Consider the following 26,369-nt stretch of genomic DNA (forward strand, 5'->3'; position numbering starts at 1 on the left):
TCCCCAAGATGAAGCGTACAAAAAAAGCGGGACATTCGATAACAACTATCGAATGTCCCGCTTTACTAATTATATCTTATGGATTTGTAGACCAGAGACCCGCAGATTTAATAAATGTGCGGCTGTTTAATTTCAGCTGTGCTACGACAAACTCTGCAATATCCTCAGACTGCATGACTTTTTCAGGATTGCCATCTGTCAGCTTGTTTTCAAATGCCAAATCGGTTGCCACTGTGCTTGGAGTCAAGGCAGTTACCCGAATGTTGTGCTTGCGCACTTCCATAGCAAGTGATTCAGTCAAACCTAGTACACCGAACTTAGATGCACTGTAAGCACTCGTAGCTGGAGCACCTTTTTGGCCTGCTGTGGATGAAATGTTGATGATGTCGCCAGATTTTTGCTCTATCAAGTCTGGCAATAGTGCCCGTGTGACGTTGTATACACCCATCAGGTTTACGTCAATGATATGCTTCCATTCTTCTGGATCAAGATCCATGAATCCGCCAAACTTCGCGATACCTGCATTATTGATTAGAATATCAATGCCGCCCAATTCCTCTTTCACCTTGTTGACTGCTGCTGTGACATCCTCCAGATTGGAAACATCCGCTGAAGCGTAAGCTGTTTTCACTTCATTTATACTAGCAGCTACTGCTTTTACATGCTCTTCTGTACGGCCTATCAAGCCAATATGCACACCCTCTGCTGCAAGTGCCTCTGCAAGTGCTTTTCCAATGCCGCGTCCGCCGCCTGTAATGATAGCTCTTTTTCCTTGTAATGATTGTGCCATTATGTAATTCCTCCTTCAATGAAACCATTCGCTTTATATTATCAGCCTGATGCAAGCTCAACAAGCGTTATGCTCATTACTGCATTGCTACGTCCAGTAGTGCTGAACTAAGGCTCTTATTGTATTCTTCTTCATTTTTATCAAGAACATACTTAGTACGTTTCTCGATATTAATATATGTTAACGCATTAAACGGGACAGGACCAGTTCTTTACTGCTGGCCTTGCCCGGCAATTCTTCTGGAGCATATGTTCTATAAGACTATAAGGTTGATTCAATAAATTCGAGTGTTTTATCTATAATAATTTGCTGATCAAAATCAAGGGTGGCGACGTGATAGCTGTTTTTTAATGGGTATACTGTTTTGCTTTCAGATCCAATCTCATCATGAATAAGCTGTGCATTTACTGGTGGGACTACATGATCCTCATCTGAAACAAAAATCAATGCAGGGCATGTAACCTTGGCAAGGTCGCCCTTAACCTTCTCCATTAACTGCAGGATCTCCTTTACGGATTGAACCGGCGTTTTCTCATATGCCAGCTCTTTTACTTCAGGATCTTTTATATCAGAACCAATAGCATCCAGATACCTTACTTCTTCTAGCTCATGAACATTCTCCATAGATGGTACGGTTACTGCTGCATTGATTGGAATAATTGCATGGATGTCTGGATGATTCTCTGCCATATATAATGTCAGGGTGCCTCCCATCGATAGGCCAGTGACAAAGATCGTATCGCACCGTTCCTTCAGCCAGTGATAGCCTTCTTCAATCGAAGCTATCCAATCTTTATACGTTGTTTGTTCCATATCTTCATAATGTGTTCCATGGCCTTTCAGACGCGGTCCACATACCGTATAACCTGCTTGGGCATATGCCTCTCCCAAAGGACGCATACTCTGAGTAGATCCTGTAAAGCCATGGGATACGAGAATTCCTATACGGTTTCCCTCGAATTGAAAAGGTTCCGCATCTTTTAGTACCGGATATTGATTTGACATCTGATCACTCCTATCTGATATAACTCAATTGTTCAGAAAGCGCTTTCCTCATTTATCTATTCTAGCGCCCGCTATTTTTTAAAGCAACGAAAATCTTATTTGCATTAAAAAAGAGGATGAGCTCATATGAGCTCATCCTCTTCTTTTAACTTATTTATTCAAGTTATAGAAAGATGCAAGTCCGCCGTAGATGCCGGATGCTTTCAACTCATCTTCGATACGAAGAAGCTGGTTGTATTTCGCAACACGGTCAGTACGGGATGGTGCACCAGTTTTGATTTGGCCAGCGTTAGTCGCTACAGCGATGTCAGCGATTGTTGCATCTTCAGATTCACCAGAACGGTGAGAGATAACAGCTGTGTAGCCAGCGCGTTTCGCCATTTCGATAGCATCGAAAGTTTCCGTAAGTGTACCGATTTGGTTCACTTTAACAAGGATGGAGTTACCAACGCCTTGCTCGATACCTTGTTTCAAACGTTTTGTGTTTGTAACGAATAGGTCATCACCAACAAGCTGAACTTTGTCGCCGATGCGGTCAGTCAATAGCTTGTGGCCTTCCCAGTCGTTTTCGTCCAAACCGTCTTCAATAGAGATGATTGGATATTTGTTTGTCATTTCTTCGTACCAAGCAACCATTTCTTCAGAAGAACGAACTACGCCTTCACCTTTAAGGTTGTATTTGCCATCTTCGTAGAACTCAGAAGATGCAACGTCCATTGCAAGCTGTACTTCTTCACCTGGTTTGTAACCAGCAGCTTTAATTGCTTCTACGATTGTTTCAAGAGCTTCTTCGTTAGAAGAAAGGTTTGGTGCGAATCCACCTTCATCACCTACACCAGTGTTCAAACCTTTAGACTGAAGAACTTTCTTCAGGCTGTGGAAGATTTCCGCACCCATGCGAAGTGCTTCTTTGAATGTAGGAGCTCCTACAGGCATGATCATGAATTCTTGGATATCAACGTTGTTATCTGCATGCTCCCCACCATTAAGGATGTTCATCATTGGTGTTGGAAGTGTTTTGGAGTTGAATCCTCCAAGATAAGTGTAAAGAGGTACTCCAAGGTGATCTGCTGCTGCATGTGCTGCTGCCATGGAAACACCAAGAATAGCGTTGGCACCTAGTTTACCTTTGTTTTCTGTACCATCAAGTTCGATCAAAAGCTGATCGATGATTACTTGGCGAGTAACATCAATACCGATCAATTCTGGAGCGATTTTTTCGTTTACATTAGCAACTGCTGTTTGAACACCTTTGCCAAGGTAACGATCTTTGTCGCCGTCACGAAGCTCAACTGCTTCGTATTCACCAGTGGACGCACCACTTGGAACGATTGCAGAACCGAAAGCTCCGGATTCTGTTAGTACTTCTACTTCGATAGTAGGGTTACCGCGGGAGTCAAGGACTTCGCGTGCATATACGTCAGTAATGTATGGCATTATTTTTTCTCTCCTCTTATTTTTGGATTAGGCTTGTGCCTGTCATTTCTTTTGGTTTCTCAACATCCAATAGATCCAGTAATGTTGGGGACAAGTCAGCAAGGATACCGCCGCTGCGGAGTTCAACGCCTTCTTTTGTCACAATTACAGGAACCGGATTAGTCGTGTGGGCAGTCATTGGCTTATCCTCAAGCGTAACTACTTCATCCGAGTTGCCGTGGTCAGCCGTGATGATGGCGTGACCGCCTTTTTCAATAATCTTGTCGACGATTTTACCGAGGCATTCGTCAACTGCTTCAATTGCCTTCACAGTCGGTTCCAGCATACCTGAATGTCCAACCATGTCAGGGTTTGCGAAGTTCAAGATGATCGCTTGGTGTTTGTCCTGATCCAAGTCATCAAGTAACGCGTCCGTCACTTCATAAGCACTCATTTCAGGCTTCAGATCATATGTTGCCACTTTCGGGCTGTTAATCAGGATCCGATCCTCACCAGGGAACTCTTCTTCGCGGCCGCCGCTCATAAAGAATGTAACGTGCGGGTATTTCTCTGTTTCTGCAATGCGCAGCTGTTTGATGTTGTTCTGGGAAAGCACTTCACCAACCGTGTTATCCAAGTTTACTGGCTTATACGCAACATCGCCGTCTACCGTTTCACTGAAGTTCGTCATGCAGACGAATTCATTGATCGTTGGCGGGTGTTCACCACGATCGAAGTCACGGAAGTCTTTGTTTGCGAATGTCCGGGAAATCTGGATAGCTCGGTCCGGACGGAAGTTATAGAAGATGATAGCATCATCATCCTGTATCTTCGCTACCGGTTCGCCGTTTTCCTCTGTGATGACAGATGGAAGGACGAATTCATCATAGATTTCATTTTTATAGGAATCTTCGATGACGTCATAAGGGCTCTTATAGGCAGGTCCTTCTCCGTAAACCATCGCATCGTAAGCTTTTTTCACACGATCCCAGCGTTTGTCGCGGTCCATGGAATAATAGCGGCCTGTAAGTGTTGCAATCTGTCCAATACCAAGTTCTTTGATTTTAGCTTCTGTCTGATCAATGAATTCTTTGGCGCTTTTCTGACCGACATCACGGCCGTCAAGGAAACCATGGATGTACACTTTCTCCAAGTCATGCTTTTTCGCAAGCTCCAAAAGAGCGAATAAATGCTCAATATGGCTGTGCACGCCGCCATTTGATAAAAGACCGAAGAGGTGCAGACTCTTGTTGTTCTTTTTCGCATGGTCGACTGCTTTAAGAAGCACTTCATTATCATAGAAGTCACCATCTTTGATGGATTTATTCACGCGAGTCAAGCTTTGATACACGATGCGTCCGGCACCGATATTCAAGTGACCCACCTCTGAATTACCCATCTGGCCTTCCGGCAAACCAACAGCCTCTCCGCTAGCAGTAAGTTCGTTATGCGGATACTTGTTCCAGTAACGGTCGAAGTTCGGCTTTTTGGCATGCTTCACTGCATTACCCTTTTCTTCATCGCGGATACCGAATCCGTCGAGGATGATGAGGGCAGCTAGTTTGTCCTGACTCATTTTGCACCAGCCTCCACAAGCGCTAGGAAGGAATCTGCTTCCAGGCTTGCACCGCCGACTAAAGCGCCGTCGATATCAGATTCTGCAAGAAGTTCGTCCACGTTTGCTGGCTTTACGCTTCCCCCGTATTGGATGCGTACAGCATCAGCTGCTTCAGCGGATACTTTCTCTTTCACAACATTACGGATGAAGGTGCAGACTTCATTCGCTTGCTGTGCAGTTGCAGTTTTGCCAGTACCGATAGCCCATACTGGCTCATAAGCAAGAATTACTGTTGAAACTTGCTCAGCAGACAGACCTTCCAAAGCCTTTTCGACTTGGCCGCCGACTACTTCGTTAGTTTTGTCAGCTTCACGCTCTTCAAGCGTTTCGCCGATGCAGACGATTGGAGTGATTCCATGCTGCAATGCTGCATGTGTCTTCTTGTTTACAGACTCGTCTGTTTCGTTGTAGTATTCACGACGCTCAGAATGTCCGATCACCGCATATTCCACACCGATGCTTTTAAGCGCTGTCGGGCTGATTTCACCAGTGTAAGCGCCGCTTTCTTCATAATGCATTGTTTGAGCAGCGATCTTAAGGTCCGTACCCTCTGTAAGCTTCACTAGCTCAGTCAAATACAATGCTGGTGCACAAACAATTGCTTCTGCTTTGTCACTGGATGGAATCTTCGTTTTCGTCGCTTCGATGAATTCTTTTGCTTCAGAAATTGTCTTATTCATTTTCCAGTTTCCTGCGATGACGTTTTTACGCATAGTTCTCCATCCCTTCAGTCTTTTTATTTATCGTTCAATGCAGCTACACCAGGCAGCTCCTTACCTTCCATGAATTCAAGGCTGGCACCGCCGCCAGTGGAGATATGATCCATTTTGTCAGCAAGGCCGAATTTCTCAACTGCAGCAGCAGAGTCACCACCGCCGATGATTGAGAATCCTTCTCCTTCTGCCAATGCTTCACCCACTGCTTTTGTTCCACCAGAAAACGCGTTCAACTCGAACACACCCATTGGTCCGTTCCAGATGATCAATTTGGAGTCCTTGACAATCTGTTTGTAAGTCTCACGAGTTTTCGGTCCGATGTCCAAAGCTTCCCAGTCAGCAGGAATTTCTTCTATGCTCACTTCACGCTTGTTGGCATCCTCTGAGAAATCATCAGCAACAACAACATCCTCAGGCATAACCATATTGACGCCTTTGTCTTTTGCTTTTTGCATGAATTCTTTTGCTAAATCGATTTTATCTTCTTCAAGCAAGGATTTTCCGATTTCGTAGCCGCGTGCCTTTACAAATGTATAAGCCAAGCCGCCGCCGATGATCAGATTATCTACTTTATCAAGCAGGTTATCGATTACACCTATTTTATCTTTTACTTTTGCACCGCCAATGATGGCTGTGAATGGTCGTTCCGGATTGGATAGTGCTTTGCCAAGTACCTCCAGCTCACGCTCCAAAAGCAAACCTGCAACAGCTGGAAGATGTTTTGCCACACCTTCTGTAGAAGCATGCGCACGGTGTGCAGCACCGAATGCATCATTCACATACACATCTGCCATGGAAGCAAAAGCTTTTGCCAATTCAGGGTCATTCTTTTCTTCACCTGGCTCAAAGCGTACGTTCTCGATAAGAAGTACTTCGCCGTCAGCTAGCTCAGCTACTGCTTCGTTCACTTCTTCGCCATGAACCTGATCTACTTTTGCAACTTCTTTATCAAGTAAATCGCTAAGACGCTGTGCAACAGGGTCCAAACGCAAATCTTCCTTTACTTCGCCTTTCGGACGGCCAAGGTGGCTTGCTAGAATAACTTTTGCACCTTGCTCTGTGAGATGCTTGATTGTCGGAAGGGCAGCCTTGATCCGTGTATCATCGGTTACTGTGCCATTTTCCATTGGTACGTTGAAATCTACACGGCAGAAAACTTTCTTGCCGGCTACATCGATATCGCGGATTGATTTCTTGTTCATATCTACGCCTCCTCGAATACTTGTTACCTATGTATCTGTTCCTTCTATGTATTCGCCATTGGCAGGTTCTGTTCCTTCTTGTCGAATACACAGAAAAAGAACAGGCATAGGTTAAAAGGGAGGGAGGTGCACCCCCCTCCCTTTCTACCACTGCTCGTTAAGAATTAGATGCCTTTGCTTTTCAAGAATACAGCCAAATCTACACAACGAGTGGAGTAACCCATTTCGTTATCGTACCAAGAAACAACTTTCACCATGTTATCTTCCAATACCATTGTAGAAAGTGCATCTACAGTAGAAGAGTTTCTGTTTCCGATGTAGTCGGAAGAAACAAGCGGCTCTTCGCTGTAACCAAGAACGTGGTTAAGATCGCCTTCAGCAGCGTCTTTCAATGCAGTGTTCACTTGCTCAGCAGATACGTTTTGGTCTAATTCAACAACCAAGTCAACGATGGAAGCATCAGCAACTGGCACACGCATAGCCATACCATTCAATTTACCTTTCAATTCAGGCAATACTAGAGATACAGCTTTCGCAGCACCTGTAGTTGTTGGGATGATGTTTTGAGCTGCTGCACGTGCACGACGGTAGTCTTTGTGCGGCAAGTCAAGGATTTGCTGGTCATTTGTGTAAGCGTGAACTGTTGTTACTAGACCGCGTTTGATTCCGAATGCATCATGAAGTACTTTTGCAACCGGCGCCAAGCAGTTAGTAGTACAAGAAGCGTTAGAGATTACAGTATGCTCGGATGGATCATAGCTGTTTTCGTTAACACCCATTACGACAGTTAGGTCTTCACCTTTAGCTGGTGCAGAGATGATAACTTTTTTCGCTCCAGCTTCGATGTGTTTTTTCGCATCTTCACCATTTGTGAAAATACCAGTAGATTCAACTACTACTTCTACACCAAGATCTCCCCAGCCAAGGTTAGCAGGATCGCGCTCAGAAAGAACTTTGATCTCTCTACCGTCAACAACTAAGTTAGAGCCGTTTACGGATACTTCTGCATCAAGGATACCGTGTACAGAATCATACTTTAACAAATGGGCAAGCATATTCGCATCAGTAAGGTCGTTGATTGCAACTACCTCTGCTTCGCTGTTAGTTAGCGCCTGACGGAATACGTTACGTCCAATACGTCCAAAACCGTTAATACCAATTTTTACTGTCATGAAAATTTCCTCCTTGTAATAACTGAATGATTAAAGGGTTCAATGGCCCTTTATTAACTGGTTCGCTGCCGCCTCATCCGTTACCAGGATATTGTTTCTTCCCAGTTTGAAGTATGAGGCGATTGCACGAGCTTTCGAGGCACCGCCTGCAATAGCTATTACATGTTCTGCTCTATCTAAGTCCTCCAGCTGTAATCCGACTGTGCGGACACGATGGACTACATTCCCCTCAGCGTCGAAGTAATAACCAAATGCCTCACTTACTGCAACACCGCTTTTTATCTTTTCGACAAGCGGCGCAGGCGTCCGTCTCCGCTCCGCCATCGTCATGGCGTCACCGATACCGTGAATGACTACATTCGAACGGTTGATGATGGACAGGACTTCCTTAACGGAAGGCTCTTCGATAATTGTCTGATATGATTCTTCCCCGATCGGATCAGGAACATACAGCAGCCGGTACTGACTTCTGGCTCGCTTTGCCATAGCAGCACAAATCGTGTTCGCTTCGTTTTCCACCTGCTCACCAATACCGCCGCGGGCAGGTACGAACATGACATTTTCAGCTGTATGAATCGGCGGCATCGCTGCTGCCAGCGCGGCCATGGTGGTGCCTCCTGTCACTGCAACCGTATAGTTCGGATGCAATGTCTTTTCCAGAAGCTGGGCACACCGTTTTCCCATCTCTTGTTTTACCCAATCTTGGGTATCACTATTACCGGGGACAACAATACAATTATCTATTCCTAGTGTTTCCCGGACTCGCTGTTCCAAAACACTTATTTCAGAGGCTTCGAGCATAAAAGCTTCCAATTGCTCGTGAACTTCCAGACCGAACTCGGTTATCTGTACCCCTTTTGTCGTGATATAGATCAATCCTTGGTTCTGAAGGAAGTCAATTTCACCTCTGACGACTCGTTCTGCAAGATTCATGTTTTCAGCAAGTGTGCGACGTCCCAGCGGTCCCATTGTTTTGACAAACTGCAGGATTCCGTATCTTCGCTGCATAATTGCCAGAACATCCGGGAAAAGCTTTTTTTGTAGATCTATTATCGATCGCATAACATACCCCTTCTTCATAAAGCTTAATGGGTCAAAAATGTCCCAGTATGTCATATATTGTCCCACTTGCTATAAAAAAAATTCCTCTTGCACGATTATCATAACAGTAAGATTCGCTATATTCAACTTAAATCCATCGAAATAAACAATTTATTTATATATTTTTTTAACTTAACATTTTCATAACAAAAAGGCATCGACCACAAGTCGATGCCTTCCTACTATATATTATGTTAATGCAGTTTCCGGAACAGCTGCCTGTTCTTTCTTTTCCCAAGGACGGGAACGCCATCTCCGGTAAGCGAAGAAGCCGCGGAACCATTCGTCCACACCCATCGCGATCCAGACCCCAAGTAAACCAAGACCGAAGGATACGCCAAGTGTGTAGCTAAGGAGTACAGCAATACCCCACATGCTGATGACTCCGATGATTGCTGGGAATTTTGCATCTCCAGCAGACTTGAGTGAACTCATCAAGACGATATTCATTGCACGGCCAGGCTCCGTGAAGGCAACTGCCCAAAGGATGGGGATACCTACTGCCAGAATAGCCGGATCATCTGTGAACATTTCCAGGATAGGTGCTCCAGTCAATGCAAATCCTAATGAAACAATGAAAGAAGCAACCATTGCTATCTTCAGTGTACGCAAGCCTCGTTTGAGCGCACGATCGAATTGTTTGCCGCCGATATATCGAGATACAAGCAGCTGCGTACCTTCCGCAATAGACAATGTAAACAGGTAGCATAGCATGGAAATATTATTGATATATACACGCGCAGCCAGTGAAGCATCGCCGAAATTCGCTACAATAGCTGTGATGACAATCTGCGAATATTGATAAGATAAGTTTTCTGCAGCAGAAGGTACACCGATTACCAGGATATCCTTGATATCTTGTACGTTCAGCTTAATCAAATGTGTACCTGTAAAACGGATTGCCAGATAACGATAAACAAAGTAGAACAATACAACAACCGCAAAAATACGGGCAATCACGATTGTCCAGGATACTCCGACAACACCGGTGATCGGCATACCGAACAATCCAAAGATAGCAATCATATAGCCTAGCACACTCAGAACATTCATCAATACGGCAACAACCATGGAAACCTTCGTCCGGCCATTTGCCCGTAAGATTGCACTAAGTGTTAATGATAGAGATTCCAAGAATAAAGATGCACCGCATATTTTCACAAAGGTGGTAGCATAAGCGAGTGTCTCACCTTTTAAATCAAAGAAACTTAAAAATACAGAACCGAACAAAACGACAACAGCAGAAACGATCAAGCCAAACCAAAAGTTCATACCGAACGCTGTCCGAGCTGTCTGCCGGGCATGCGCCAAATCCTCTGCACCGAGCTTCTGGCCGATGATGATCATAGAAGCAATAGACGTGACGTTAAAAACCAAAATAAAAATGCTAATCAGCTGATTCGCTACGCCGACTCCGGCAGCAGCTAAATCTGAGTAATGACTCAGCATCAGTGTAGCAACAATACCCATTCCCATATGAAGTGCTAATTCAATAAACAGCGGCCAAGAGATGCGAAACAATGTTTGCTCAGATGTAGAAGTTGGGTTACCCAACAGACATTCTCCTTTTCGTTAAAATCAAACTCACTCTATATTAATCCTTTTTTTGAGAATGTAAAGGGCTTTACCTAAAAAAGACAAAAATTATTTTTTGACTCTACATCAGCTCTATAAACGCTTATTCCCTCGCTGTTTAGTGAGTATTCTCACAATTTTCCAGGAAGCGTTTTCAAAGAAAAATAACAAATCCTCTAACTCCTTTCGCTGCATTTCATTGACAACCTATGCTCACTTTTATCAATTTTTTGAGATGACTTGTGGTGAAAACAAATTAAAAAAACGCCCTCCTTATTTGGAAGGCGTTTTTAGAGCTGATTGTTTTTCTATTTCCTGCTGCTTCAATTCCCGGCGCAGGATCTTCCCGCTGATTTGTGTTTTCGGCAGTTCTTCCATTACTTCGATTTCCCTTGGAGCAGCATGAGCAGCCAGGTTCTTACGGACAAACAGTCGTAAAGATTCCAGCAGCTCTGGTGTTTCCTCATACCCGTCACGCAACGTGATGAAAGCTTTGACGATTTCCCCGCGAACAGGATCTGGTTTTCCGATTACCCCAGCTTCTGCAACTGCAGGATGTTCAATCAGTTTGCTTTCTACTTCAAAAGGACCGATTCGCTCACCGGAAGAATTGATCATATCATCGTTTCGGCCTTGGAAGAAGATATATCCTTCTTCATCCTTCAATGCTAGATCCCCCGAAATATACCAGCCTGGATAAACAAAGTAACTCTCATATTTTCCTCGGTCGCCCCAGATATCCTGCATAAGACCCGGCCACGGGGTCTTAACGGCAAGCTGACCAATTGAATTCGCCGGCAGCTCATTCCCCTCTTCATCGAGGATACCAACCTGAATGCCTGGGAATGCACGACCCATTGATCCCGGTTTGATGGGTTCAGAAGGCAGATTTACAATGATATGCCCGCCGGTTTCTGTCATCCACCACGTATCGTGGATACGTAGCTGTAAGTTATCCCACGCCCAAGTAATGACTTCCGGATTGAGCGGTTCTCCTACACTGAGGATATGACGCAAGCTGGATAAATCATAATCCTTGTACAAATCTCCTTTTGCCTTGAGCAGACGGAAAGCAGTAGGTGCACTATAAAGTGTCGTTACTTTAAGCTCTTCAATTATTTTGTACCATGATTCTGCTTGGAAGCGTCCTCCTTGGATAACTATCGTCGCTCGGTTCAGCCATGGTGCAAACAAACCGTAGACGCTGCCAGTCACCCAACCTGGATGGGACGTGCACCAATACACATCATCATCTTGCACATCAAGTACCCACTTGCCGGATACAGCATGATGGATGAAAGAACGGTGGGCATGCAGGACGCCCTTCGGCTTACCAGTCGAGCCGCTCGTATAATGTATCAGCAGACCGTCTTCTCTGTCGACCCACTCTACTTCTCCTGAAACAGCCGCATCAGGCTCGGCTGCATCAATTTCTTCTATTAAAAGAATTTCCTGCAAGGAAGGGATATCCTCGGCCGGTACTCGGTTTATCAAGTCCTGATCCGTTATGAGCAGCGTACCACCGCAATCATTGATCCGATCACGCACTGCATCTTCCATGAAGGCTTCAAACAAAGGACCTGCGATGGCACCGATGCGGATCGTCGCCAGGATAGCAACATAGCATTCCGGATTCTTCGGTAAAAAGATAAAAACGCGATCGCCTTTTTCCACTCCATGTGATCGGAGGACCTTTGCATAATGCTCAACTTTCTGCTGCAGCTGTTCGAATGTCAAACTGGATTGCAGCACTCCATCTTTCACATAATGCAAGGCCGTTTTCGCACCATAGCCTTCCTCGACGTGGCGGTCGACAGCTTCATAGGATGCGTTGCATTTTCCATCTTTCCTGCTGGACAACTTTTCTTCCAGATCCTTCCAGTCATGGTTGTTAACTGCCTCTTGATAGCTTGGCAGATTATGCTTTCTGTCCGATTTCGGTGACAAGGCTGTAGTCATATGTCTGTTCCTTCCCTTCCAGTAAATCCAGAATGTCTTCTTTCCATTTTCCTAGCGCTGCACTACCTCGGGAACGCGGTCTTGATAAAGCTATTTTCAAGTCTTTGGCCAAAGTCGATGGCCGCCCCTGCAGGAGCAGTACACGATCACTCAGATACAAAGCCTCATCGATATCATGCGTAACGAGAATAATTGTTGTTCCAGTTGTTTCCCAGATCTTCAATAGCAGCTCTTGCAGCTGCATTTTCGTAAATGCATCCAGCGCACTGAATGGCTCATCCAGCAGCAGGATATCGGGCTCTGTCACAAGCGCGCGTGCAATAGCTCCCCGTTGTGCCATACCGCCGGAAAGCTCCCGTGGATATAGTTTTTCTGCATCTTTCAATCCAACTAGCTCCAAATACCGCCTTGCCTTTGCCTCATTTTCTTTGCGGTCGCCCTTCAAGCCGAAAGTGGCATTGGCCAAGACTGTTTTCCAAGGCAGGAGCCGCGGTTCCTGAAAGATAAAGCCGACACGCTGATCAGAAGGGATGCTGATATTGCCTTCATAATCCGAATCAAGACCTGCCAGTGCCCGCAGAACAGTACTCTTGCCGCAACCGCTTGTACCGAGCAGACTTACGATTTCTCCTTTTCCGACTGAGAAATCCACTTGCTGCAATACTTGTTTTTCGCCGAAGCGTCGTCCAAGTGCCTTCACTTGTAGTGTCATGCTGATCCCCCCTCATTTCGCTAATGCTGTATCCTGCCAATGAAGCGATCGCTTCTGAATAAGCTTTAACACCCAATCCGTCAATTTACCAAGCAGTGCAAATAAGAAAATGCTGGCGATGATCACATCGGGAGCGTATGTGTTCTGCCCTAAAATAAGCAAATAACCAAGCCCTTGGCTGGCACCCATAATCTCTGCTGCTACAACGAACATCCAGCCTAATCCAAGACCGCTTCGTAAACCGGTTAGGAAAGACGGCAGGGACGCCGGAAGAATGATTCTTCTTACAAGCGCTACTCCATCAAGGCCGTACATTCTGCCTACTTCAATCAGTTTTCGATCCACTCCGCGAATACCATCAACGATATTCAAATAAACAGGGAAGAACACACCGACTGCAATCAATGTAACTTTCGATGTTTCTCCAATACCCATCCAAAGGATGAATAATGGAACCCAGGCCAGTGATGGGATGCTCCGGAATGCTTGGATCAGCGGATCGAAAAATCGTTCCACAAGCTCAGAATAGCCGACAAGTGTACCTAATAGAATTGCTGCGATAGACCCGATGATGAAACCGACAAACAGCCGGTAAACAGTAAGTAATACATGATCCTGCAGCGTACCATCCTGCAAGTATGTAATGATAGTCGACAAAATGGCACTAGGCGCAGGCAGCTGATAGGCAGGAATGACTCCTGCTCTGCTCAGAATCTCCCATGCTGCCAGCAAAACAATCGGCAGCAGGGAACCGAGCAGTACAGGATGTGTTCTTAATTTCTTCCACATAAATCATCATTCCTCTCCAAGTTCTTGTGCGAATTTTGGTTCGATATACGAATCAACCGTTTCCGCTACATCTTTGTTGCCTTTCCATAGATTCGCTTTTTCCAGAACAGCGCCTGACTGATTCAGAATCTCCCGCTGTGTATCACCTGGTACAGATTCCGAGAAATCATTCCGTTCCAGCTGTTTTGCAGCAACTTCCTGGCTGATTCCCGCCTCTTTGGCAACAATCTCAGCTGTCTCTTCTGGATTCTCTTCGATCCATGCTCTTGCTTTGTCATAAAGCTTCAAGACTTCCTTCACTTCTTCAGGATGATTTTCAGCAAATTCTTCCCGAACGTTCAGGAAATTATATGTGTTGAAATCTTCGTTACGATAGAAAAGCTGGGCGTCATTTTCCAATTCAAGCTTCGCCATATGCGGGTCAAGTCCTGCCCATGCATCAACATCACCTGACAGAAGAGCGCTAGCTCCATCTGCATGCTGTAAATTTACAATTTGAACATCCTGTTCGTCCAAACCAGCTTCCTGCAAAGAACGCTGAAGGAAGATATACGGATCAGTCCCGACAGTTGCCGCGACTTTCTTCCCTTTCAAATCTGCCGGTTCTTGGATATCGCTGTCCTTAGCAGCAACCAATGCTGTCCATTCTGGTTTCGATGCCAGATATATACCTTGAATCGGATTGCCATTCGCCTTGGCAAGCAAGGCGGCACTGCCTGCTGTAGAACCGAAATCAACGCTGTTGCTGTTCAAAAATTCCAGTGCCTTATTAGATCCTTGGCTGAGAGTCCAAGTTACTTCGATGTCAGAATCCTTGAATGCTTCTTCTGCCCATCCTTTATTTTTTATCACCAGACTTGCTGGGGAGTAGTAGGCATAATCCAAGCGAATTTGTTTTAGTTCACCTGATGCACTGCTGGAGTTTCCGCAAGCTGCCAGAAAGACGATGACAACTAAACTAAGTAAAGCTAGTAAACTTCTTTTATCTATAAGGGGAATCTTATTCATCAATCGTTACTCCTTTGTTATCTAGTTCACAGGCATACGTGCTGATCGAACCGCGCAAGCGCTGTGCTTCTTTGTATGTGCAGCGATTGTGAACGACTTCCAATCCTGCTTCTCTTGCAATAGCTGCGGCTTCCTGCGAAACGACTCCTTCTTGGAGCCAGAAGATTTCCGGGCGAACTTCCGCCGCTTCTTTAGCGAGTTCCACAGCTGCTTCAGGACTGCGGAAAATCTGAGCAATATCGATTTTCTCAGGTACGCTTGTCAAATCAGGATAAGCTTTTTCTCCCAATACACTCGTTTCGGCAGGATTAACAGGGATGATTTTGTATCCGAGTCGCTGCATCTTCCGTGCCAAACGATTACTTGGACGTTGTTCCTTACTGCTCAAGCCCACTACTGCAATAGTTTTCTGACGTCCTGTCGCATCTGTCGCACTGCCGAGCGCTTCCCGGATGACGGCTTCATCATTGATAACGATTTTCCTTGACTCAGAACGGATTCCCGTCGCTTTTTCCAAGGCACGGTCTAAATCGTGGATTAGATCATCTACTGACTCGATTCCAACAGATAGACGTACCAATTCTTCTTTTACTCCTGTAGCAGCGAGTCCTTCCGCATCCAGCTGTAGATGTGTTGTTGACGCAGGATGAATAATCAATGATTTGGCATCCCCGACATTGGCAACGTGTGACCATAGTGCAACATTGTTGATCAAAGTAGCACCAGCTTTTCTGCCGCCTTTGATACCGAAGTTGACAATCGAACCAGTACCGTTCGGAAGCACTCTCTTACCTATTTCATACGATGGATGGCTGCTGAGCCCAGGGTAAGCAACCCAATCGACTGCCGGATGCTGTTCCAGATAGGTCGCAAGCTTTTCTGCATTTTGAACATGACGTTCAACGCGCAGGTGCAACGTTTCCAGCCCCTGAATCAGCTGCCATGCATTAAACGGGCTTAGCGCAGCACCTAAATCGCGGAGCAATTGCACACGCAATTTCGTGCTGAAAGCGAGTGTGCCAAAATCAAATGCATAACGGATGCCGTTGTAGCTTGGATCAGGTTCTGTAAATGTCGGAAATTTCGGTGAATTCCAATCAAACCTGCCTCCGTCTACAATCAACCCTCCTATAGAAGTACCATGACCGCCAATCCACTTTGTTGCACTATGGACGACAATATCAGCACCAAGCGTAATCGGTTTGCTCAAAATCGGTGTAGCAAATGTACTGTCGACGATTAGAGGAATACCAGCATCGTGTGCCACAGCCGCTACTGCTTCCACGTCTAGTACATGCAGACTCGGATTCCCGATGATTTCAGCAAAAACAGCCTTCGTTTTGTCTGTAATTGCTGCGCGGAAAGCTTCCGGATCAGTCGGATCGACGAATTTAACGGTGATTCCGTAGCGTGGCAGTGTCGTCTGGAAAAGATTGTACGTTCCGCCATAGAGATTGGTCGCTGCTACGATTTCATCTCCAGCGCCTGCCAAATTGAGAATGCTGTAGCTGATTGCTGCCATACCAGACGCGACACCGACTGCTGCAACGCCGTCTTCCAGCAATGCAATCCGTTTTTCCAATACGTCAACCGTCGGATTACCAATACGGGAATATATGTTACCAGGCTCATCCAAGGCGAATAGGCGCTCTGCATGATCTGTATCATGGAAAAGGTAAGAAGTTGTTTGATAAAGCGGCACCGCTCTTGAACCTGTTGTCGGATCTGGTGCTTGCCCGCCGTGTAATGCTAATGTCTCTGCTTTATAAACTTGATCTGTCATTTTGTCATTCCTCCAATTATATATAGATGAAAAAAGCAGCTTCTGGTAAGAAGCTGCTGCATAAGCATGGAACTTCTTATCTCTCAAACTCTTTGTTTGCTGGAAGTAGCACCTTCCAAGCATTGCTGCTTGCAGGTTGCCGGGCATCATCGGACCAGTCCCTCCGCCTCTCTTGATAAGCTATTATGAAATTTTTATAGGTTGCTGAAGCAACTGGCGGATATGATGTCCCCACTTCTCAAATTCAAGCAGAAAGCCATCATGTCCATAGATTGTTGTTACATCTACATGGCGCGCACCCGGAACTTCCGCCGCGAAGCGGCTAATCTCTTCCGGAGGGAACAGCAGATCCCTCGAGAAGCCGAACGACAGTACAATCGCTTTTATTCTTTGGGCAGCAGACTGCCAGCCACCTCTGCCCCTTCCGATATCATGGCTGTTCATAGCCTTCAGTAATGTCATGTAACAGTTGGCATCAAAACGATTGACGAGCTTCTCTCCTTGGTAGTTCAAGTATGATTCCACCTCATATGCTGCATCGTCCCTTTGGGATGCAGCGCGTCGGAAGCGCTCATTATATTGATGATCAGAACGGTAAGTAAGCATTCCTACCATCCGTGCAAGTCCAAGACCTGCGGCAGGTAATTTGTCTGCTGTGTAATTACCATTGTTCCAATTCGGATCAGATGTGATAGCTGTCTTGGCCAAATGATTATAGGCAATCGCATAGTCACTCACAAAAGGTGTAGCTGCAAGGGGGATTAGTACATCCATAAAATCCGGGTACATGACACCCCATTCCAGCACTTGCATCCCTCCTAATGATCCGCCGATCACAGCCCTCAAATGAGAGATTCCTAGCTTCTCCAACGCTATGCGCTGAACCGAAACCATGTCACGAATCGTGATAGCAGGAAATGCCGATGCGTACCTCACTCCCGAAATTGGATCTATTGATAAGGCACTTGTTGTCCCGTTGCATCCGCCAAGCACATTGAATGTAATTATCTGATACCGGTCGGTGTCGATAAAACCTCCGGGCTGCAGCAATCCGCTCCACCAGCCTGGATCTGCACTGGTGCCGGCCGCAAACTGATCCCCTGTCAGAGCATGGCAGACCAGCACCGTTTCTCCCGATTCAGGACCGCTTTTTTCATAAGCAACCTCTACCTTTGAAAGGATATGACCTGATTCAAGCTCGAAATCCCCGATGAGAAGTTTGCCGGTTTGGTATGACTGTTGTGACTTCATGTTCCGTACGCTTCCTCCCCTCAAATAAAAAAGCCACCCTGAGAGGACAGGGTGGCAATATGTACCGACTTGTCTCTCTCATCTCTAAAGTGCATACGCACTTTCAGGAATTAGCACCTTATAAGCATTTCTGCTTGCAGGTTGCCGGGCATCGTCGGGCCAGTCCCTCCGCCTCTCTTGATAAGAGCTTGCTATTTATTTGTTAACAGGATTGTAGCATGTGTTATTTTATGAGTCAACTATAAATTCTGAAATTTCCATTTACACTATAAATATCCCTGGAAATTTGGACGCCCCGCATCAGCTAATGCCAATGCGGGGCTAAAATGTAACTTTTCTATTGTAAGTAGAGGATACCTAATACATCCTCCTGCCGCGGTACTTGTTCCACATGGTAGTTTACACTTAAACGATGCAATCCCTACCTCTATTGCATCCTCACGGCTCCTAGGCCGCTCCAGTCTGAATAAGTACTTCTGATTAAAACTATAGCAGAATGCCAATGATCTTCGATAAAGTTACTTAAACATCGAAGACGTTAACTATCTTATCATGCTTTACAATTATTGTCAAACTCCCGATGTAGCACTTCTCCGCAGCTGACTATCTATTCCCGCTAGCAACCTGCACAAACCACCCTAAATTTCCCATCTTTCTTAGATGCAGTCGTATTTTAAGTAACGCTTTATGACAAAAGTACTGAAAACACTTACACGGTTTGGTCAGAAATATTCACGTAAGATAACCTCACAAGTTTGTTACATTTTTTTGCGGGGCACTTATAATGAGAAAAGATTTAAATTTTCAAACAATAAAGATTAACACAGGGGGTAGAGAAAATGGATATGGCTAATACGGTATTCATGTTTGTCGCAACTGTCTTAGTATGGTTGATGACACCAGCACTCGCACTCTTCTACGGCGGGTTGGTAAGAAGCAAGAACGTGCTGAGCACAGCAATGCACAGTTTCACTACTATGGCAATCGTATCGATTATCTGGATTATCATCGGCTTTTCCCTGGCATTCTCACCAGGTAACGGAATTATTGGAGGTTTAGACTTCTTCGGATTGAATAATGTCGGTTTCGAACCGAATGAAGGACACACCATTCCATTCAATTTATTCATGATGTTCCAAATGACATTCGCGATTCTGACAACTGCAATCGTGTCTGGTGCTTACGCAGAACGTATTCGTTTCCCAGCATTCCTCTTATTTACAGTTCTCTGGGTACTCTTCGTTTACTCCCCGCTTGCACACTGGGTATGGGGCGGCGGCTGGATCGCAGAAATGGGCGCTCTCGATTTCGCAGGCGGAAACGTTGTTCATATATCCTCCGGTCTTGCAGGCTTGGTTGTTGCCATCGTCATCGGCAAACGGAAAAATGCTGGTTCAACTGCACCGCATAACTTGATTTTCACCTTGATCGGCGGCGCTTTGCTCTGGTTTGGCTGGTTCGGCTTCAACGTCGGCAGTGAGCTTGCTTTCGATGATGTAGCAATGTATGCTTTCATCAATACAAATACTGCTGCTGCTGCAGGTATTCTGGGCTGGATGATCATTGAATGGGTCGTCAACAAAAAGCCGACACTACTGGGAGCTGTATCCGGTGCAATTGCTGGTCTTGTAGCTATCACTCCGGCTGCTGGTTTCGTTTCCCCGATTGCCAGTATTCCGATCGGCTTCATCGGCGGACTGGTCTGCTTCTGGGGTGTAGGCTGGCTGAAACAGAAGCTTGGTTATGATGATGCACTTGATGCTTTCGGCCTGCACGCAGTAGGCGGTACATGGGGCGGCATCGCAACTGGATTGTTCGCAAGCGACTCTATTAACGCAATTGTGGAGCACAACGGTCTTTTCTATGGTGGCGGTATTGATCTATTATGGAGACAGGTGGTTGCCATCATCGCGACATTTGCCTTCGTCGGCGTGGTGACATTCATCCTGATCACAATCGTCAACCTTATCTTCAAAGCACGTGCTACTGAAGAAGAAGAAGCAAAAGGCTTGGATCTCACGATGCATGGCGAGCGTGCTTACCAGGATTAATTAAAAGGAGGAACGGTATATGAGTGACATGTTCAAGGTTGAGATTATCACTAGGAATTCAGCGGATCTTGAAGCTTTCAAAATGAAAATGGCTGAAATCGGAGTATCTGGCATGACTTTCTCCCATGTGCAAGGCTGCGGTTTGGAAGAAGGCTATACGGAGTTATACCGGGGCGTCAAGAAAGTACAGAATGTATTTGATCGACTAAAAGTGGAAATCGTCGTCAGTGCAGTTCCAGTCGATGACGTCATCAAAGCCGCCAAAAGCGCACTCCATACTGGTAAAGCAGGTGACGGAAAGATATTCGTCTATCCAATCCAGCAAACAATTGATATCAATACAGGAAAACAAGGTCCGGCTGCCTTGTAATAATCGGCGCTCCCTTTTTGGGGGCGCTTATCTCTATGTAAAAAAGCCAGCCTTCATCAGGCTGGCCATGAGAAGAACATGAGCTGACAACTACCATTAGGACATCTGTGAGCATATTATAAGCAGAAAGCTGTAGTAGCAATCCTGCTTGAGGCAAGCAGGAGAGCTACTCTATAGCACTATTCTATTTGATAGATTTTAGCTGTATTCGGGTCATTACCATTGTTGTTGCGATCTTCATCTACAAGGCTTTTCAAATTCTTGATAGCATCTTCGAATTCATTTAAAGATAACTGATTTGTTGCGTAAAGGGAACAAAGCATAGCATAAGCAATCGGCATTGTATTCACTTCTACAATAACATCAACATCTGAGTTACCACTATGGGCAACTTGGGAATTGTTATCGTTTCTACTAGATGAAAGATAATTGTTATCGTTTCTGCTGGTTGAAAACGGGTTTTGATATTTTCTTAGATTACTCATTGTTCTTCTCCTTTCTTAATGATTAATTAGCAAGGTCTTCTTTTATGTCTACGTCTTTTCTTGCCTTTGCCGCCGCCATGATGACCATGGCCGTTATCATCATCATCATCATCGTCTTCAAAATCTACTTCAATGTCCTCTTCAACTTCTGCGTCTGCTTTTGTTTTAACCCAAACGTAGGAGTTACCGCTTTTAACAACTTTTGCTTCATTGTGGTTTTTGGATTTGTTTTTAGCTGCGCTTTCGGATTCTACGTCGAATTCTTCTTCATCATGTTCTCTGTCATGTTTGTGGTAGCTCATCTCTTGGTTGCTCCCTTCATATTTGTTCTTTTTTTCCCATCTATCACCCATTAGTGATTCCTCCTTTAAGTTTGTAATCAGCTTACAGTTATAAACTATGCAGCTTGAACCGTATATGTATGGTCAAACTGTTCAGGGGCAAACATGGAATTTGGTGATATAGTAGAGGAAAAGGAGGAGTGCCCCCGATGAATTTCGATTATCATACGCATGCAGATGGGATTATTGTGCGGCCGTTATGTAAGGAAGATTATACCAAATGGTTCAGTGGATTCAGCAGACGTAAGCTGTCTCAGCATACCCACGATCCCGGACTGCTCGACATGACGGATTGTACTGACTCTTGGTTTTCCGATTTAGTAGACAAGCATCAGCAGCTCGCCGCAGAAGACAAAGTGTATGTTTTTGCTGTATTCCGAGAAACAGATGGCGCACATCTTGGCATGATCGATTTCTCTACATTAGCGCGTGATGACTTTCAATGGGGAAGAATCGGCTATACAATCCATAATCAATACTGGGGTAAAGGCTATGGTAAAACAGCAGTTCGTTTGGCACTTGATATTGCTGTCTGTCAGCTTCACTATCAACGGGTCGAGGCACATATCAATCTGGATAATCCGCAATCGATAGCTCTTGCCAAAAGCGTCGGCATGCATTTTGAATGTATCCGCAAAGGCTTTATTTTTGAAAATGGGCAATGGACAGACCATCTCGTTTTTATCCATTCTGCACAAAAATGACGGGCTTCTGCTGAAGCCCGCCGAACTCTTTATCTATTCTCTTCTTCATATTCCCTCGTCAGGTTCTCTGCTTCTTCAGGCATTCCATCGTGCCGCTCATACGTATCTGTACCTGTTTCTTCATATACTGCTTGCTGCTCATCTCCAGCAGCATTATCATAACGAATTCCCACATACCCGCCATCAGCATATATATAAATATCAGAAGTATCACGAGTCAGATTCACATTATCCCCTAGATCGGCTAGATGTTCGTTCTCTAATTCGATTACCTGTTCGATTTCGGGATCATACTGCGATCCGCAGGCAGTTAGGAATATTAACAAAAGAGGAAGTGCTAAGAATAGTTTTTTCATGAGTGAAACCTCCCTCACAACTTTTACTATTCCTTAGCCTATTTGTTCTTCTTTTAAACTATTTGTCTGGTGGATGTTTTCTGGAAGAGAACGTATTATACAAACCAGCACTTGCCAGGCCGGCAATACCGCCTGCCCAAAGCCTGGCTGTGAGTTCGAAGTCTGTAAATGGATATGCTGCAGCACCTAACAAAGCACCGACAATGAGACTTAGAAGTGCATGATAGGGTTTCATTCGGGGAAGGCTCCTCTTCAGCAGTTCCATCAATGCAGTCACAATCGGAGCGAGGATCGTCGCAAATACAAGCACTTGATACATTATTTCGTTTTGAATCGGTTCCATATGGCACACCTCCCTCTTGTACTGCATACTATGCGGACAAGAAGAAACGTGCATTTGATATTAACCTAATAAATAAAGACGTACAAGCTCCGCCTGTACGTCTAACATTTTACATCAAAGATTTCGGTGGCATCGTATCATGATAGAGGAACGGTGCTGGTTTCAGCTTCGGAGCTCCGGCAAACGGCTGCGGCTCTGCCACATAATTAAACTGACCTCTGCCGTCCATACTAGGTCCGCTTGCCCAACGCCCTTTGGAGCTTGCATCCCCTCTGGAGAAGTTAAATAATGTATACGCGACTTCTTCCTTCTGCAAGCTTCTTGGGAAGGTAGTCGGTACAACGATGTCTCCTTCTCTTTCCTCTAGCTCCCTGATTGCAGCAACCCATTGGTTCTGATGCATCGTATCCCGAGCAATAAGGAATGAGAGCATATCGCGAACACCTGGATCGTCAGTCATGCCGTACAAACGTGTTACCTGAAGACGCCCTTGAGCTTCGGCGTTAAGGTTGGCACGGAAATCGGCAAGCAAATTCCCGCTTGCGATGATATATTTAGCATTCCAAGGGTAACCAGCGGCATCCGCTGGCAATGCTCCTAGTCCTGATACAATTGCATGCTGCGGATTAGTACCACCCATGACAGCAGCTAGGACAGGATCTTGGTCATACGCACTTTTCTGGTCCTCAAAAGGTGCATCGTCAAGGAGCCTGGCAATCATAGTGGCAAGCATTTCAACATGCGCTATCTCTTCCGTGCCAGTATCAAAAAGCAAATCCCGATACTTGGCATCCGCCCTCGTATTCCAGCCCTGCATAAGATATTGCATCATTACACTAATCTCGCCGAATTGTCCGCCTAAGGCTTCCTGCAACTGTCTCGCAAAAACCGGATCAGGTTTAGATGGTTTGGCATGGTATTGGAGCTCTTTGATGTGATAAAACATGTTGCACCCACCTCTTTCGTTTTTATCCAACGCAGAATTATATGAGCGTCGGGACGAAAGTATGTATACATACAATAATAACGCGGGGCCAGATTCTTCTAAAATTAATTTTCTGATAAGGATTCCTGCTGATTATTGCCCTTCCATAAGAATGTAATAGCCAGACCAATAATCAAAATCACTGCCGAGAAGAGATAAGGGTAATGAATGTTTATATCAAATAGTATTCCACCTAACGCCGGACCAATGATATTGCCCAAACTAGTATATGTTGAATTCATTCCGGCAACAAAACCTTGCTCCTTGCCAGCTGTCCGGGATAAAAACGTTGTCAGAGCTGGCCGCAGCAAATCAAAGGCAAGAAAGATAAAGCAAGTTACAGCGAGTACTAATAAGAAACTGGAAATTACCGTAGACACAACAGCTAAAACACCACCGATTATCAAGCATAGCTGTATCAGCTTCTTTTCACCCATGACATCTACCATCTTCCCAAACAGCAGGACCTGCACGATCACGCCGAAGATAGAACTCACCGTAATAATTAATGCGATGTCTTTTGGATCGAAGCCGAACTTATGGTCTGAAAACAAACTGAATACAGTTTCATAAGCTGACAAACCAAATGCGAGCACAAATACAATGAAAAACGCAATAAAGTAAATCGGATTCAATGATCTTCTCAAGTCACCCAGGAAACTAGTTCCCTTTTTACTGTCCGCAATCTCAGCAAGCTGCTCCTTCGTCAGAGGCTCTTTCAGTATGAAAATAGATAAAAAGCATGCTAGGAATGCTATAACCGCAGCAACGTAAAAAGGCGTTCGAATGCCATATTCGGCAATATACCCGCCAAGTCCAGGCCCAATTATGAATCCTGTACTAATTGCAGCCGATATGTATCCCATCGCTTTCGGCCGTTCTTTATTTGTCGTGATGTCAGCAACATAAGCTGTGACTCCAGGCATAATAAAGGAAGCACTGATGCCGCCTAATATCCTTGATAGATAGAGTAAAGAGACATGGGTCGCCAAGCCAAAAATCAACTCAGAAACAGCGAAAAGAAACAAACCTGCTGTAATGAGTTTCTTTCTGCCGTATCGGTCCACCCATCGGCCTGCAAATGGTGACATAATCAATTGCGCCCCTGCGAATGCAGCAACAAGATACCCCATCGTCTTGCCTGATAAGTGCATAATCTCCATGAATGACGGCATCACTGGAATGATAAGTCCCATCCCTAAAAAAGCGATGAATAAATTGCTTAATAATATAATTAATACGGATTTTTGTTCTTTTATTGGCTTCTTCAAATAATCATTCTCCTTCTGCTGCAATACTGTACAAGAACCAAAAAGTTAAGTTAAGTTAATTAATCTATCCTCATTATAATTATTTCCTTTACTTTGTAAAGCAGCTCCTTGCAGATTCCGGACAGGAAAAAAGCAAGGCTGGCAAAATGCCCGAACCTTGCTGCTTTAAATAACTTCGTTTTGCTTCAGTGCTTTTATTTCTTCATGGGAATAACCTAAGCTCTGTAATATCTCTTCATTATTCTCGCCCAAATCAGGTGCAACCGATCGAATGCTGCCTGGTGTCTTTTCGAATTTAGGAACAATCCCAGGTACTTTGATTTTCCCCAATCTCGGATGCTTCACTTCGACAATATTTTCGCGGGCTTGATAATGTTCATTTTCAAAGATATCAGCGATGCTCAGAACCGGGCTGATTGGCACCCCGTGTGTATCGAGCTTTTTCAATAACGCTTCCCGAGGGTGCTTACCAATCCATTCTGCGACAATTTGATTCATACTTTCATTGTTTTCCAGCCGGCATGCATTGGTATGATAACGCGTGTCGGACAGCAAATCTGTACGATCCATGGCTGCTGCCAGTCGATTGAAGGTCGTATCAGTGCTCGTAACAAGCACGACCCAATGGTCATCCTTCGTTTTAAAGGTTCCTGAGGGAGAGGAATGTCCAGCTAACCCAGGCGAACGCTCCCGTATTTTCCCGAGCTGATCAAATTCAGCTACAAGAAATTCCATCATCCTAAAGACTGATTCATAAAGCGCAACGTCTATCATCTGTCCCGTGCCCGCTTCATTTGTATCTCGGTGATAGATAGCAGTCACAGCCGCAAAGGCTACATAAATACCGCAAATATAATCCGTCAGCGAAAATGGCGGACTTACCGGGTGACGATCGGTGAATCCCTGTAAATAGGTATAACCGCTGAACGCTGTCGCAGGAGTGCCGAAGCCGGCTTTTTCACGATAAGGTCCTGTTTGGCCATAACCTGAAACTCGAATCATGATTAAATTCGGATTGATCTCTTTCAGTACATCGTAACCTAAGCCCCATTTTTCCAGCGTTCCGGGACGAAAATTTTCCACTAAGATATCATGTGTCGCTGCAAGCTTTTTCATGATTTCCACGCCCGCTGCTTTATGCAGATCAAGCGTCAGCGATTTTTTATTACGTGACAGACCTGGCCAGCGCAGCGGCTCATCTCCTTTGAATGGTCCAACACTTCTTGATGTATCCCCTCGTCCTGGTATCTCGACCTTGGTAACTTCGGCGCCAAAATCACCAAGCAATGCCGTTCCGAACGGCGCCGCGATCATTGTCGATACATCCAGTACTTTCACACCTGCCAAAGGTGTTGGCATGTTACTC

25 protein-coding genes and 2 riboswitches are annotated in these 26,369 nt (G+C 45.1%); of the genes, 3 read left to right on the forward strand and 22 right to left on the reverse strand.

Features of this window, described 5'->3' with window-relative positions; all coding sequences use genetic code 11:
- Positions 1-76 precede the first annotated feature (76 nt).
- The 15 genes from CHH91_RS15850 to metX form a co-directional block, all read right to left on the reverse strand.
- Positions 77-790 carry a 3-ketoacyl-ACP reductase gene (locus CHH91_RS15850; RefSeq protein ID WP_095224406.1) on the reverse strand — a complete coding sequence of 238 codons (714 nt, stop codon included), beginning with the start codon at positions 788-790 and terminating at the stop codon, positions 77-79.
- A 261-nt stretch (positions 791-1,051) separates the two neighbouring features.
- Positions 1,052-1,795, reverse strand: a complete 744-nt coding sequence (locus tag CHH91_RS15855) for an alpha/beta hydrolase (RefSeq protein WP_095224407.1) — start codon at positions 1,793-1,795, stop codon at positions 1,052-1,054.
- 150 nt (positions 1,796-1,945) lie between these two features.
- Positions 1,946-3,232, reverse strand: coding sequence for a phosphopyruvate hydratase (gene eno / locus CHH91_RS15860; protein ID WP_095224408.1), 1,287 nt, complete (start codon positions 3,230-3,232; stop codon positions 1,946-1,948).
- 16 nt (positions 3,233-3,248) lie between these two features.
- Complete coding sequence (gene gpmI / locus CHH91_RS15865) at positions 3,249-4,787, reverse strand: 2,3-bisphosphoglycerate-independent phosphoglycerate mutase (RefSeq protein WP_095224409.1); 1,539 nt, start codon at positions 4,785-4,787, stop codon at positions 3,249-3,251.
- On the reverse strand, positions 4,784-5,542 hold the full coding sequence (gene tpiA, locus CHH91_RS15870) for a triose-phosphate isomerase (RefSeq protein ID WP_095224410.1): 759 nt from the start codon (positions 5,540-5,542) through the stop codon (positions 4,784-4,786). The genes gpmI and tpiA overlap by 4 nt, the downstream gene beginning before the upstream one ends.
- Positions 5,543-5,565: 23 nt before the next feature.
- A complete protein-coding gene (locus CHH91_RS15875) occupies positions 5,566-6,747 on the reverse strand; it encodes a phosphoglycerate kinase (RefSeq protein WP_095224411.1) in 1,182 nt (393 codons plus the stop codon).
- Between the two features lie 164 nt (positions 6,748-6,911).
- Complete coding sequence (gene gap, locus CHH91_RS15880; protein WP_095224412.1) at positions 6,912-7,919, reverse strand: type I glyceraldehyde-3-phosphate dehydrogenase; 1,008 nt, start codon at positions 7,917-7,919, stop codon at positions 6,912-6,914.
- A 39-nt stretch (positions 7,920-7,958) separates the two neighbouring features.
- On the reverse strand, positions 7,959-8,981 hold the full coding sequence (locus CHH91_RS15885) for a sugar-binding transcriptional regulator (protein ID WP_095224413.1): 1,023 nt from the start codon (positions 8,979-8,981) through the stop codon (positions 7,959-7,961).
- Positions 8,982-9,209: 228 nt separating this feature from the next.
- A complete protein-coding gene (locus CHH91_RS15890; RefSeq protein ID WP_095224414.1) occupies positions 9,210-10,574 on the reverse strand; it encodes an MATE family efflux transporter in 1,365 nt (454 codons plus the stop codon).
- Between the two features lie 294 nt (positions 10,575-10,868).
- Positions 10,869-12,554: an acetate--CoA ligase gene (gene acsA, locus CHH91_RS15895; RefSeq protein ID WP_095224415.1), complete on the reverse strand. Its 1,686-nt coding sequence runs from the start codon at positions 12,552-12,554 to the stop codon at positions 10,869-10,871.
- Positions 12,514-13,266 (reverse strand): ABC transporter ATP-binding protein, encoded by a 753-nt coding sequence (locus CHH91_RS15900; protein ID WP_095224416.1) that lies wholly within the window; start codon positions 13,264-13,266, stop codon positions 12,514-12,516. Before CHH91_RS15900 ends, acsA begins: the two co-directional genes overlap by 41 nt.
- Before the next feature lie 12 nt (positions 13,267-13,278).
- Positions 13,279-14,055 (reverse strand): ABC transporter permease, encoded by a 777-nt coding sequence (locus CHH91_RS21285; RefSeq protein WP_286160809.1) that lies wholly within the window; start codon positions 14,053-14,055, stop codon positions 13,279-13,281.
- Positions 14,056-14,061: 6 nt separating this feature from the next.
- Positions 14,062-15,063, reverse strand: coding sequence for an aliphatic sulfonate ABC transporter substrate-binding protein (locus CHH91_RS21290; RefSeq protein WP_286160810.1), 1,002 nt, complete (start codon positions 15,061-15,063; stop codon positions 14,062-14,064).
- Positions 15,056-16,846, reverse strand: a complete 1,791-nt coding sequence (locus CHH91_RS15910; RefSeq protein WP_095224456.1) for a PLP-dependent aspartate aminotransferase family protein — start codon at positions 16,844-16,846, stop codon at positions 15,056-15,058. The genes CHH91_RS21290 and CHH91_RS15910 overlap by 8 nt, the downstream gene beginning before the upstream one ends.
- A gap of 73 nt (positions 16,847-16,919) precedes the next feature.
- A riboswitch (SAM riboswitch) is annotated at positions 16,920-17,028 on the reverse strand.
- Position 17,029: 1 nt separating this feature from the next.
- Positions 17,030-18,097, reverse strand: coding sequence for a homoserine O-acetyltransferase MetX (gene metX, locus CHH91_RS15915; protein WP_095224417.1), 1,068 nt, complete (start codon positions 18,095-18,097; stop codon positions 17,030-17,032).
- A gap of 75 nt (positions 18,098-18,172) precedes the next feature.
- Positions 18,173-18,284, reverse strand: a riboswitch (SAM riboswitch).
- Positions 18,285-18,936: 652 nt separating this feature from the next.
- Between metX and CHH91_RS15920 the strand changes: the two genes are divergently transcribed.
- A complete protein-coding gene (locus CHH91_RS15920) occupies positions 18,937-20,148 on the forward strand; it encodes an ammonium transporter (protein WP_095224418.1) in 1,212 nt (403 codons plus the stop codon).
- A 19-nt stretch (positions 20,149-20,167) separates the two neighbouring features.
- Complete coding sequence (locus tag CHH91_RS15925) at positions 20,168-20,518, forward strand: P-II family nitrogen regulator (RefSeq protein ID WP_095224419.1); 351 nt, start codon at positions 20,168-20,170, stop codon at positions 20,516-20,518.
- Between the two features lie 179 nt (positions 20,519-20,697).
- Here the strand turns inward: CHH91_RS15925 and CHH91_RS15930 are convergent, their stop codons facing one another.
- A complete protein-coding gene (locus CHH91_RS15930; RefSeq protein WP_095224420.1) occupies positions 20,698-21,003 on the reverse strand; it encodes a hypothetical protein in 306 nt (101 codons plus the stop codon).
- A 26-nt stretch (positions 21,004-21,029) separates the two neighbouring features.
- On the reverse strand, positions 21,030-21,356 hold the full coding sequence (locus CHH91_RS15935; RefSeq protein ID WP_095224421.1) for a hypothetical protein: 327 nt from the start codon (positions 21,354-21,356) through the stop codon (positions 21,030-21,032).
- 137 nt (positions 21,357-21,493) lie between these two features.
- On the opposite strand from CHH91_RS15935, the gene CHH91_RS15940 reads away from it, so the two are divergent.
- Positions 21,494-22,048, forward strand: a complete 555-nt coding sequence (locus CHH91_RS15940) for a GNAT family N-acetyltransferase (RefSeq protein ID WP_095224422.1) — start codon at positions 21,494-21,496, stop codon at positions 22,046-22,048.
- Positions 22,049-22,077: 29 nt separating this feature from the next.
- Here the strand turns inward: CHH91_RS15940 and CHH91_RS15945 are convergent, their stop codons facing one another.
- From CHH91_RS15945 to CHH91_RS15965, 5 genes are all read right to left on the reverse strand, one after another.
- Positions 22,078-22,404, reverse strand: coding sequence for a hypothetical protein (locus tag CHH91_RS15945; RefSeq protein WP_095224423.1), 327 nt, complete (start codon positions 22,402-22,404; stop codon positions 22,078-22,080).
- Positions 22,405-22,462: 58 nt separating this feature from the next.
- Positions 22,463-22,747 carry a holin gene (locus CHH91_RS15950; protein WP_411260190.1) on the reverse strand — a complete coding sequence of 95 codons (285 nt, stop codon included), beginning with the start codon at positions 22,745-22,747 and terminating at the stop codon, positions 22,463-22,465.
- Positions 22,748-22,856: 109 nt separating this feature from the next.
- The gene (locus CHH91_RS15955) at positions 22,857-23,693 is read right to left on the reverse strand and encodes a manganese catalase (protein ID WP_095224424.1); all 837 of its coding nucleotides are present in this window, start codon (positions 23,691-23,693) and stop codon (positions 22,857-22,859) included.
- Between the two features lie 104 nt (positions 23,694-23,797).
- A complete protein-coding gene (locus CHH91_RS15960; RefSeq protein WP_095224425.1) occupies positions 23,798-25,003 on the reverse strand; it encodes an MFS transporter in 1,206 nt (401 codons plus the stop codon).
- 165 nt (positions 25,004-25,168) lie between these two features.
- The gene (locus CHH91_RS15965; protein WP_095224426.1) at positions 25,169-26,362 is read right to left on the reverse strand and encodes a CaiB/BaiF CoA transferase family protein; all 1,194 of its coding nucleotides are present in this window, start codon (positions 26,360-26,362) and stop codon (positions 25,169-25,171) included.
- Between the last annotated feature and the right edge of the window lie 7 nt (positions 26,363-26,369).

The sequence above is a fragment of the Virgibacillus sp. 7505 genome, assembly GCF_002272135.1.
Taxonomy (GTDB): domain Bacteria; phylum Bacillota; class Bacilli; order Bacillales; family Amphibacillaceae; genus Terribacillus.

Bases quoted from the DNA above. Each gene is read 5' to 3' on its own strand.
- CHH91_RS21285 (WP_286160809.1), bottom strand. From the start codon at position 14,055: ATGTGGAAGAAATTAAGAACACATCCTGTACTGCTCGGTTCCCTGCTG.
- CHH91_RS21290 (WP_286160810.1), bottom strand. From the start codon at position 15,063: ATGAATAAGATTCCCCTTATAGATAAAAGAAGTTTACTAGCTTTACTT.
- CHH91_RS15885 (WP_095224413.1), bottom strand. From the start codon at position 8,981: ATGCGATCGATAATAGATCTACAAAAAAAGCTTTTCCCGGATGTTCTG.
- gap (WP_095224412.1), bottom strand. From the start codon at position 7,919: ATGACAGTAAAAATTGGTATTAACGGTTTTGGACGTATTGGACGTAAC.
- CHH91_RS15855 (WP_095224407.1), bottom strand. From the start codon at position 1,795: ATGTCAAATCAATATCCGGTACTAAAAGATGCGGAACCTTTTCAATTC.
- CHH91_RS15935 (WP_095224421.1), bottom strand. From the start codon at position 21,356: ATGGGTGATAGATGGGAAAAAAAGAACAAATATGAAGGGAGCAACCAA.
- CHH91_RS15875 (WP_095224411.1), bottom strand. From the start codon at position 6,747: ATGAACAAGAAATCAATCCGCGATATCGATGTAGCCGGCAAGAAAGTT.
- CHH91_RS15925 (WP_095224419.1), top strand. From the start codon at position 20,168: ATGAGTGACATGTTCAAGGTTGAGATTATCACTAGGAATTCAGCGGAT.
- CHH91_RS15950 (WP_411260190.1), bottom strand. From the start codon at position 22,747: ATGGAACCGATTCAAAACGAAATAATGTATCAAGTGCTTGTATTTGCG.
- CHH91_RS15945 (WP_095224423.1), bottom strand. From the start codon at position 22,404: ATGAAAAAACTATTCTTAGCACTTCCTCTTTTGTTAATATTCCTAACT.
- CHH91_RS15910 (WP_095224456.1), bottom strand. From the start codon at position 16,846: ATGACAGATCAAGTTTATAAAGCAGAGACATTAGCATTACACGGCGGG.
- metX (WP_095224417.1), bottom strand. From the start codon at position 18,097: ATGAAGTCACAACAGTCATACCAAACCGGCAAACTTCTCATCGGGGAT.
- tpiA (WP_095224410.1), bottom strand. From the start codon at position 5,542: ATGCGTAAAAACGTCATCGCAGGAAACTGGAAAATGAATAAGACAATT.
- gpmI (WP_095224409.1), bottom strand. From the start codon at position 4,787: ATGAGTCAGGACAAACTAGCTGCCCTCATCATCCTCGACGGATTCGGT.
- acsA (WP_095224415.1), bottom strand. From the start codon at position 12,554: ATGACTACAGCCTTGTCACCGAAATCGGACAGAAAGCATAATCTGCCA.
- CHH91_RS15900 (WP_095224416.1), bottom strand. From the start codon at position 13,266: ATGACACTACAAGTGAAGGCACTTGGACGACGCTTCGGCGAAAAACAA.
- eno (WP_095224408.1), bottom strand. From the start codon at position 3,232: ATGCCATACATTACTGACGTATATGCACGCGAAGTCCTTGACTCCCGC.
- CHH91_RS15930 (WP_095224420.1), bottom strand. From the start codon at position 21,003: ATGAGTAATCTAAGAAAATATCAAAACCCGTTTTCAACCAGCAGAAAC.
- CHH91_RS15955 (WP_095224424.1), bottom strand. From the start codon at position 23,693: ATGTTTTATCACATCAAAGAGCTCCAATACCATGCCAAACCATCTAAA.
- CHH91_RS15850 (WP_095224406.1), bottom strand. From the start codon at position 790: ATGGCACAATCATTACAAGGAAAAAGAGCTATCATTACAGGCGGCGGA.
- CHH91_RS15965 (WP_095224426.1), bottom strand. From the start codon at position 26,362: ATGCCAACACCTTTGGCAGGTGTGAAAGTACTGGATGTATCGACAATG.
- CHH91_RS15920 (WP_095224418.1), top strand. From the start codon at position 18,937: ATGGATATGGCTAATACGGTATTCATGTTTGTCGCAACTGTCTTAGTA.
- CHH91_RS15940 (WP_095224422.1), top strand. From the start codon at position 21,494: ATGAATTTCGATTATCATACGCATGCAGATGGGATTATTGTGCGGCCG.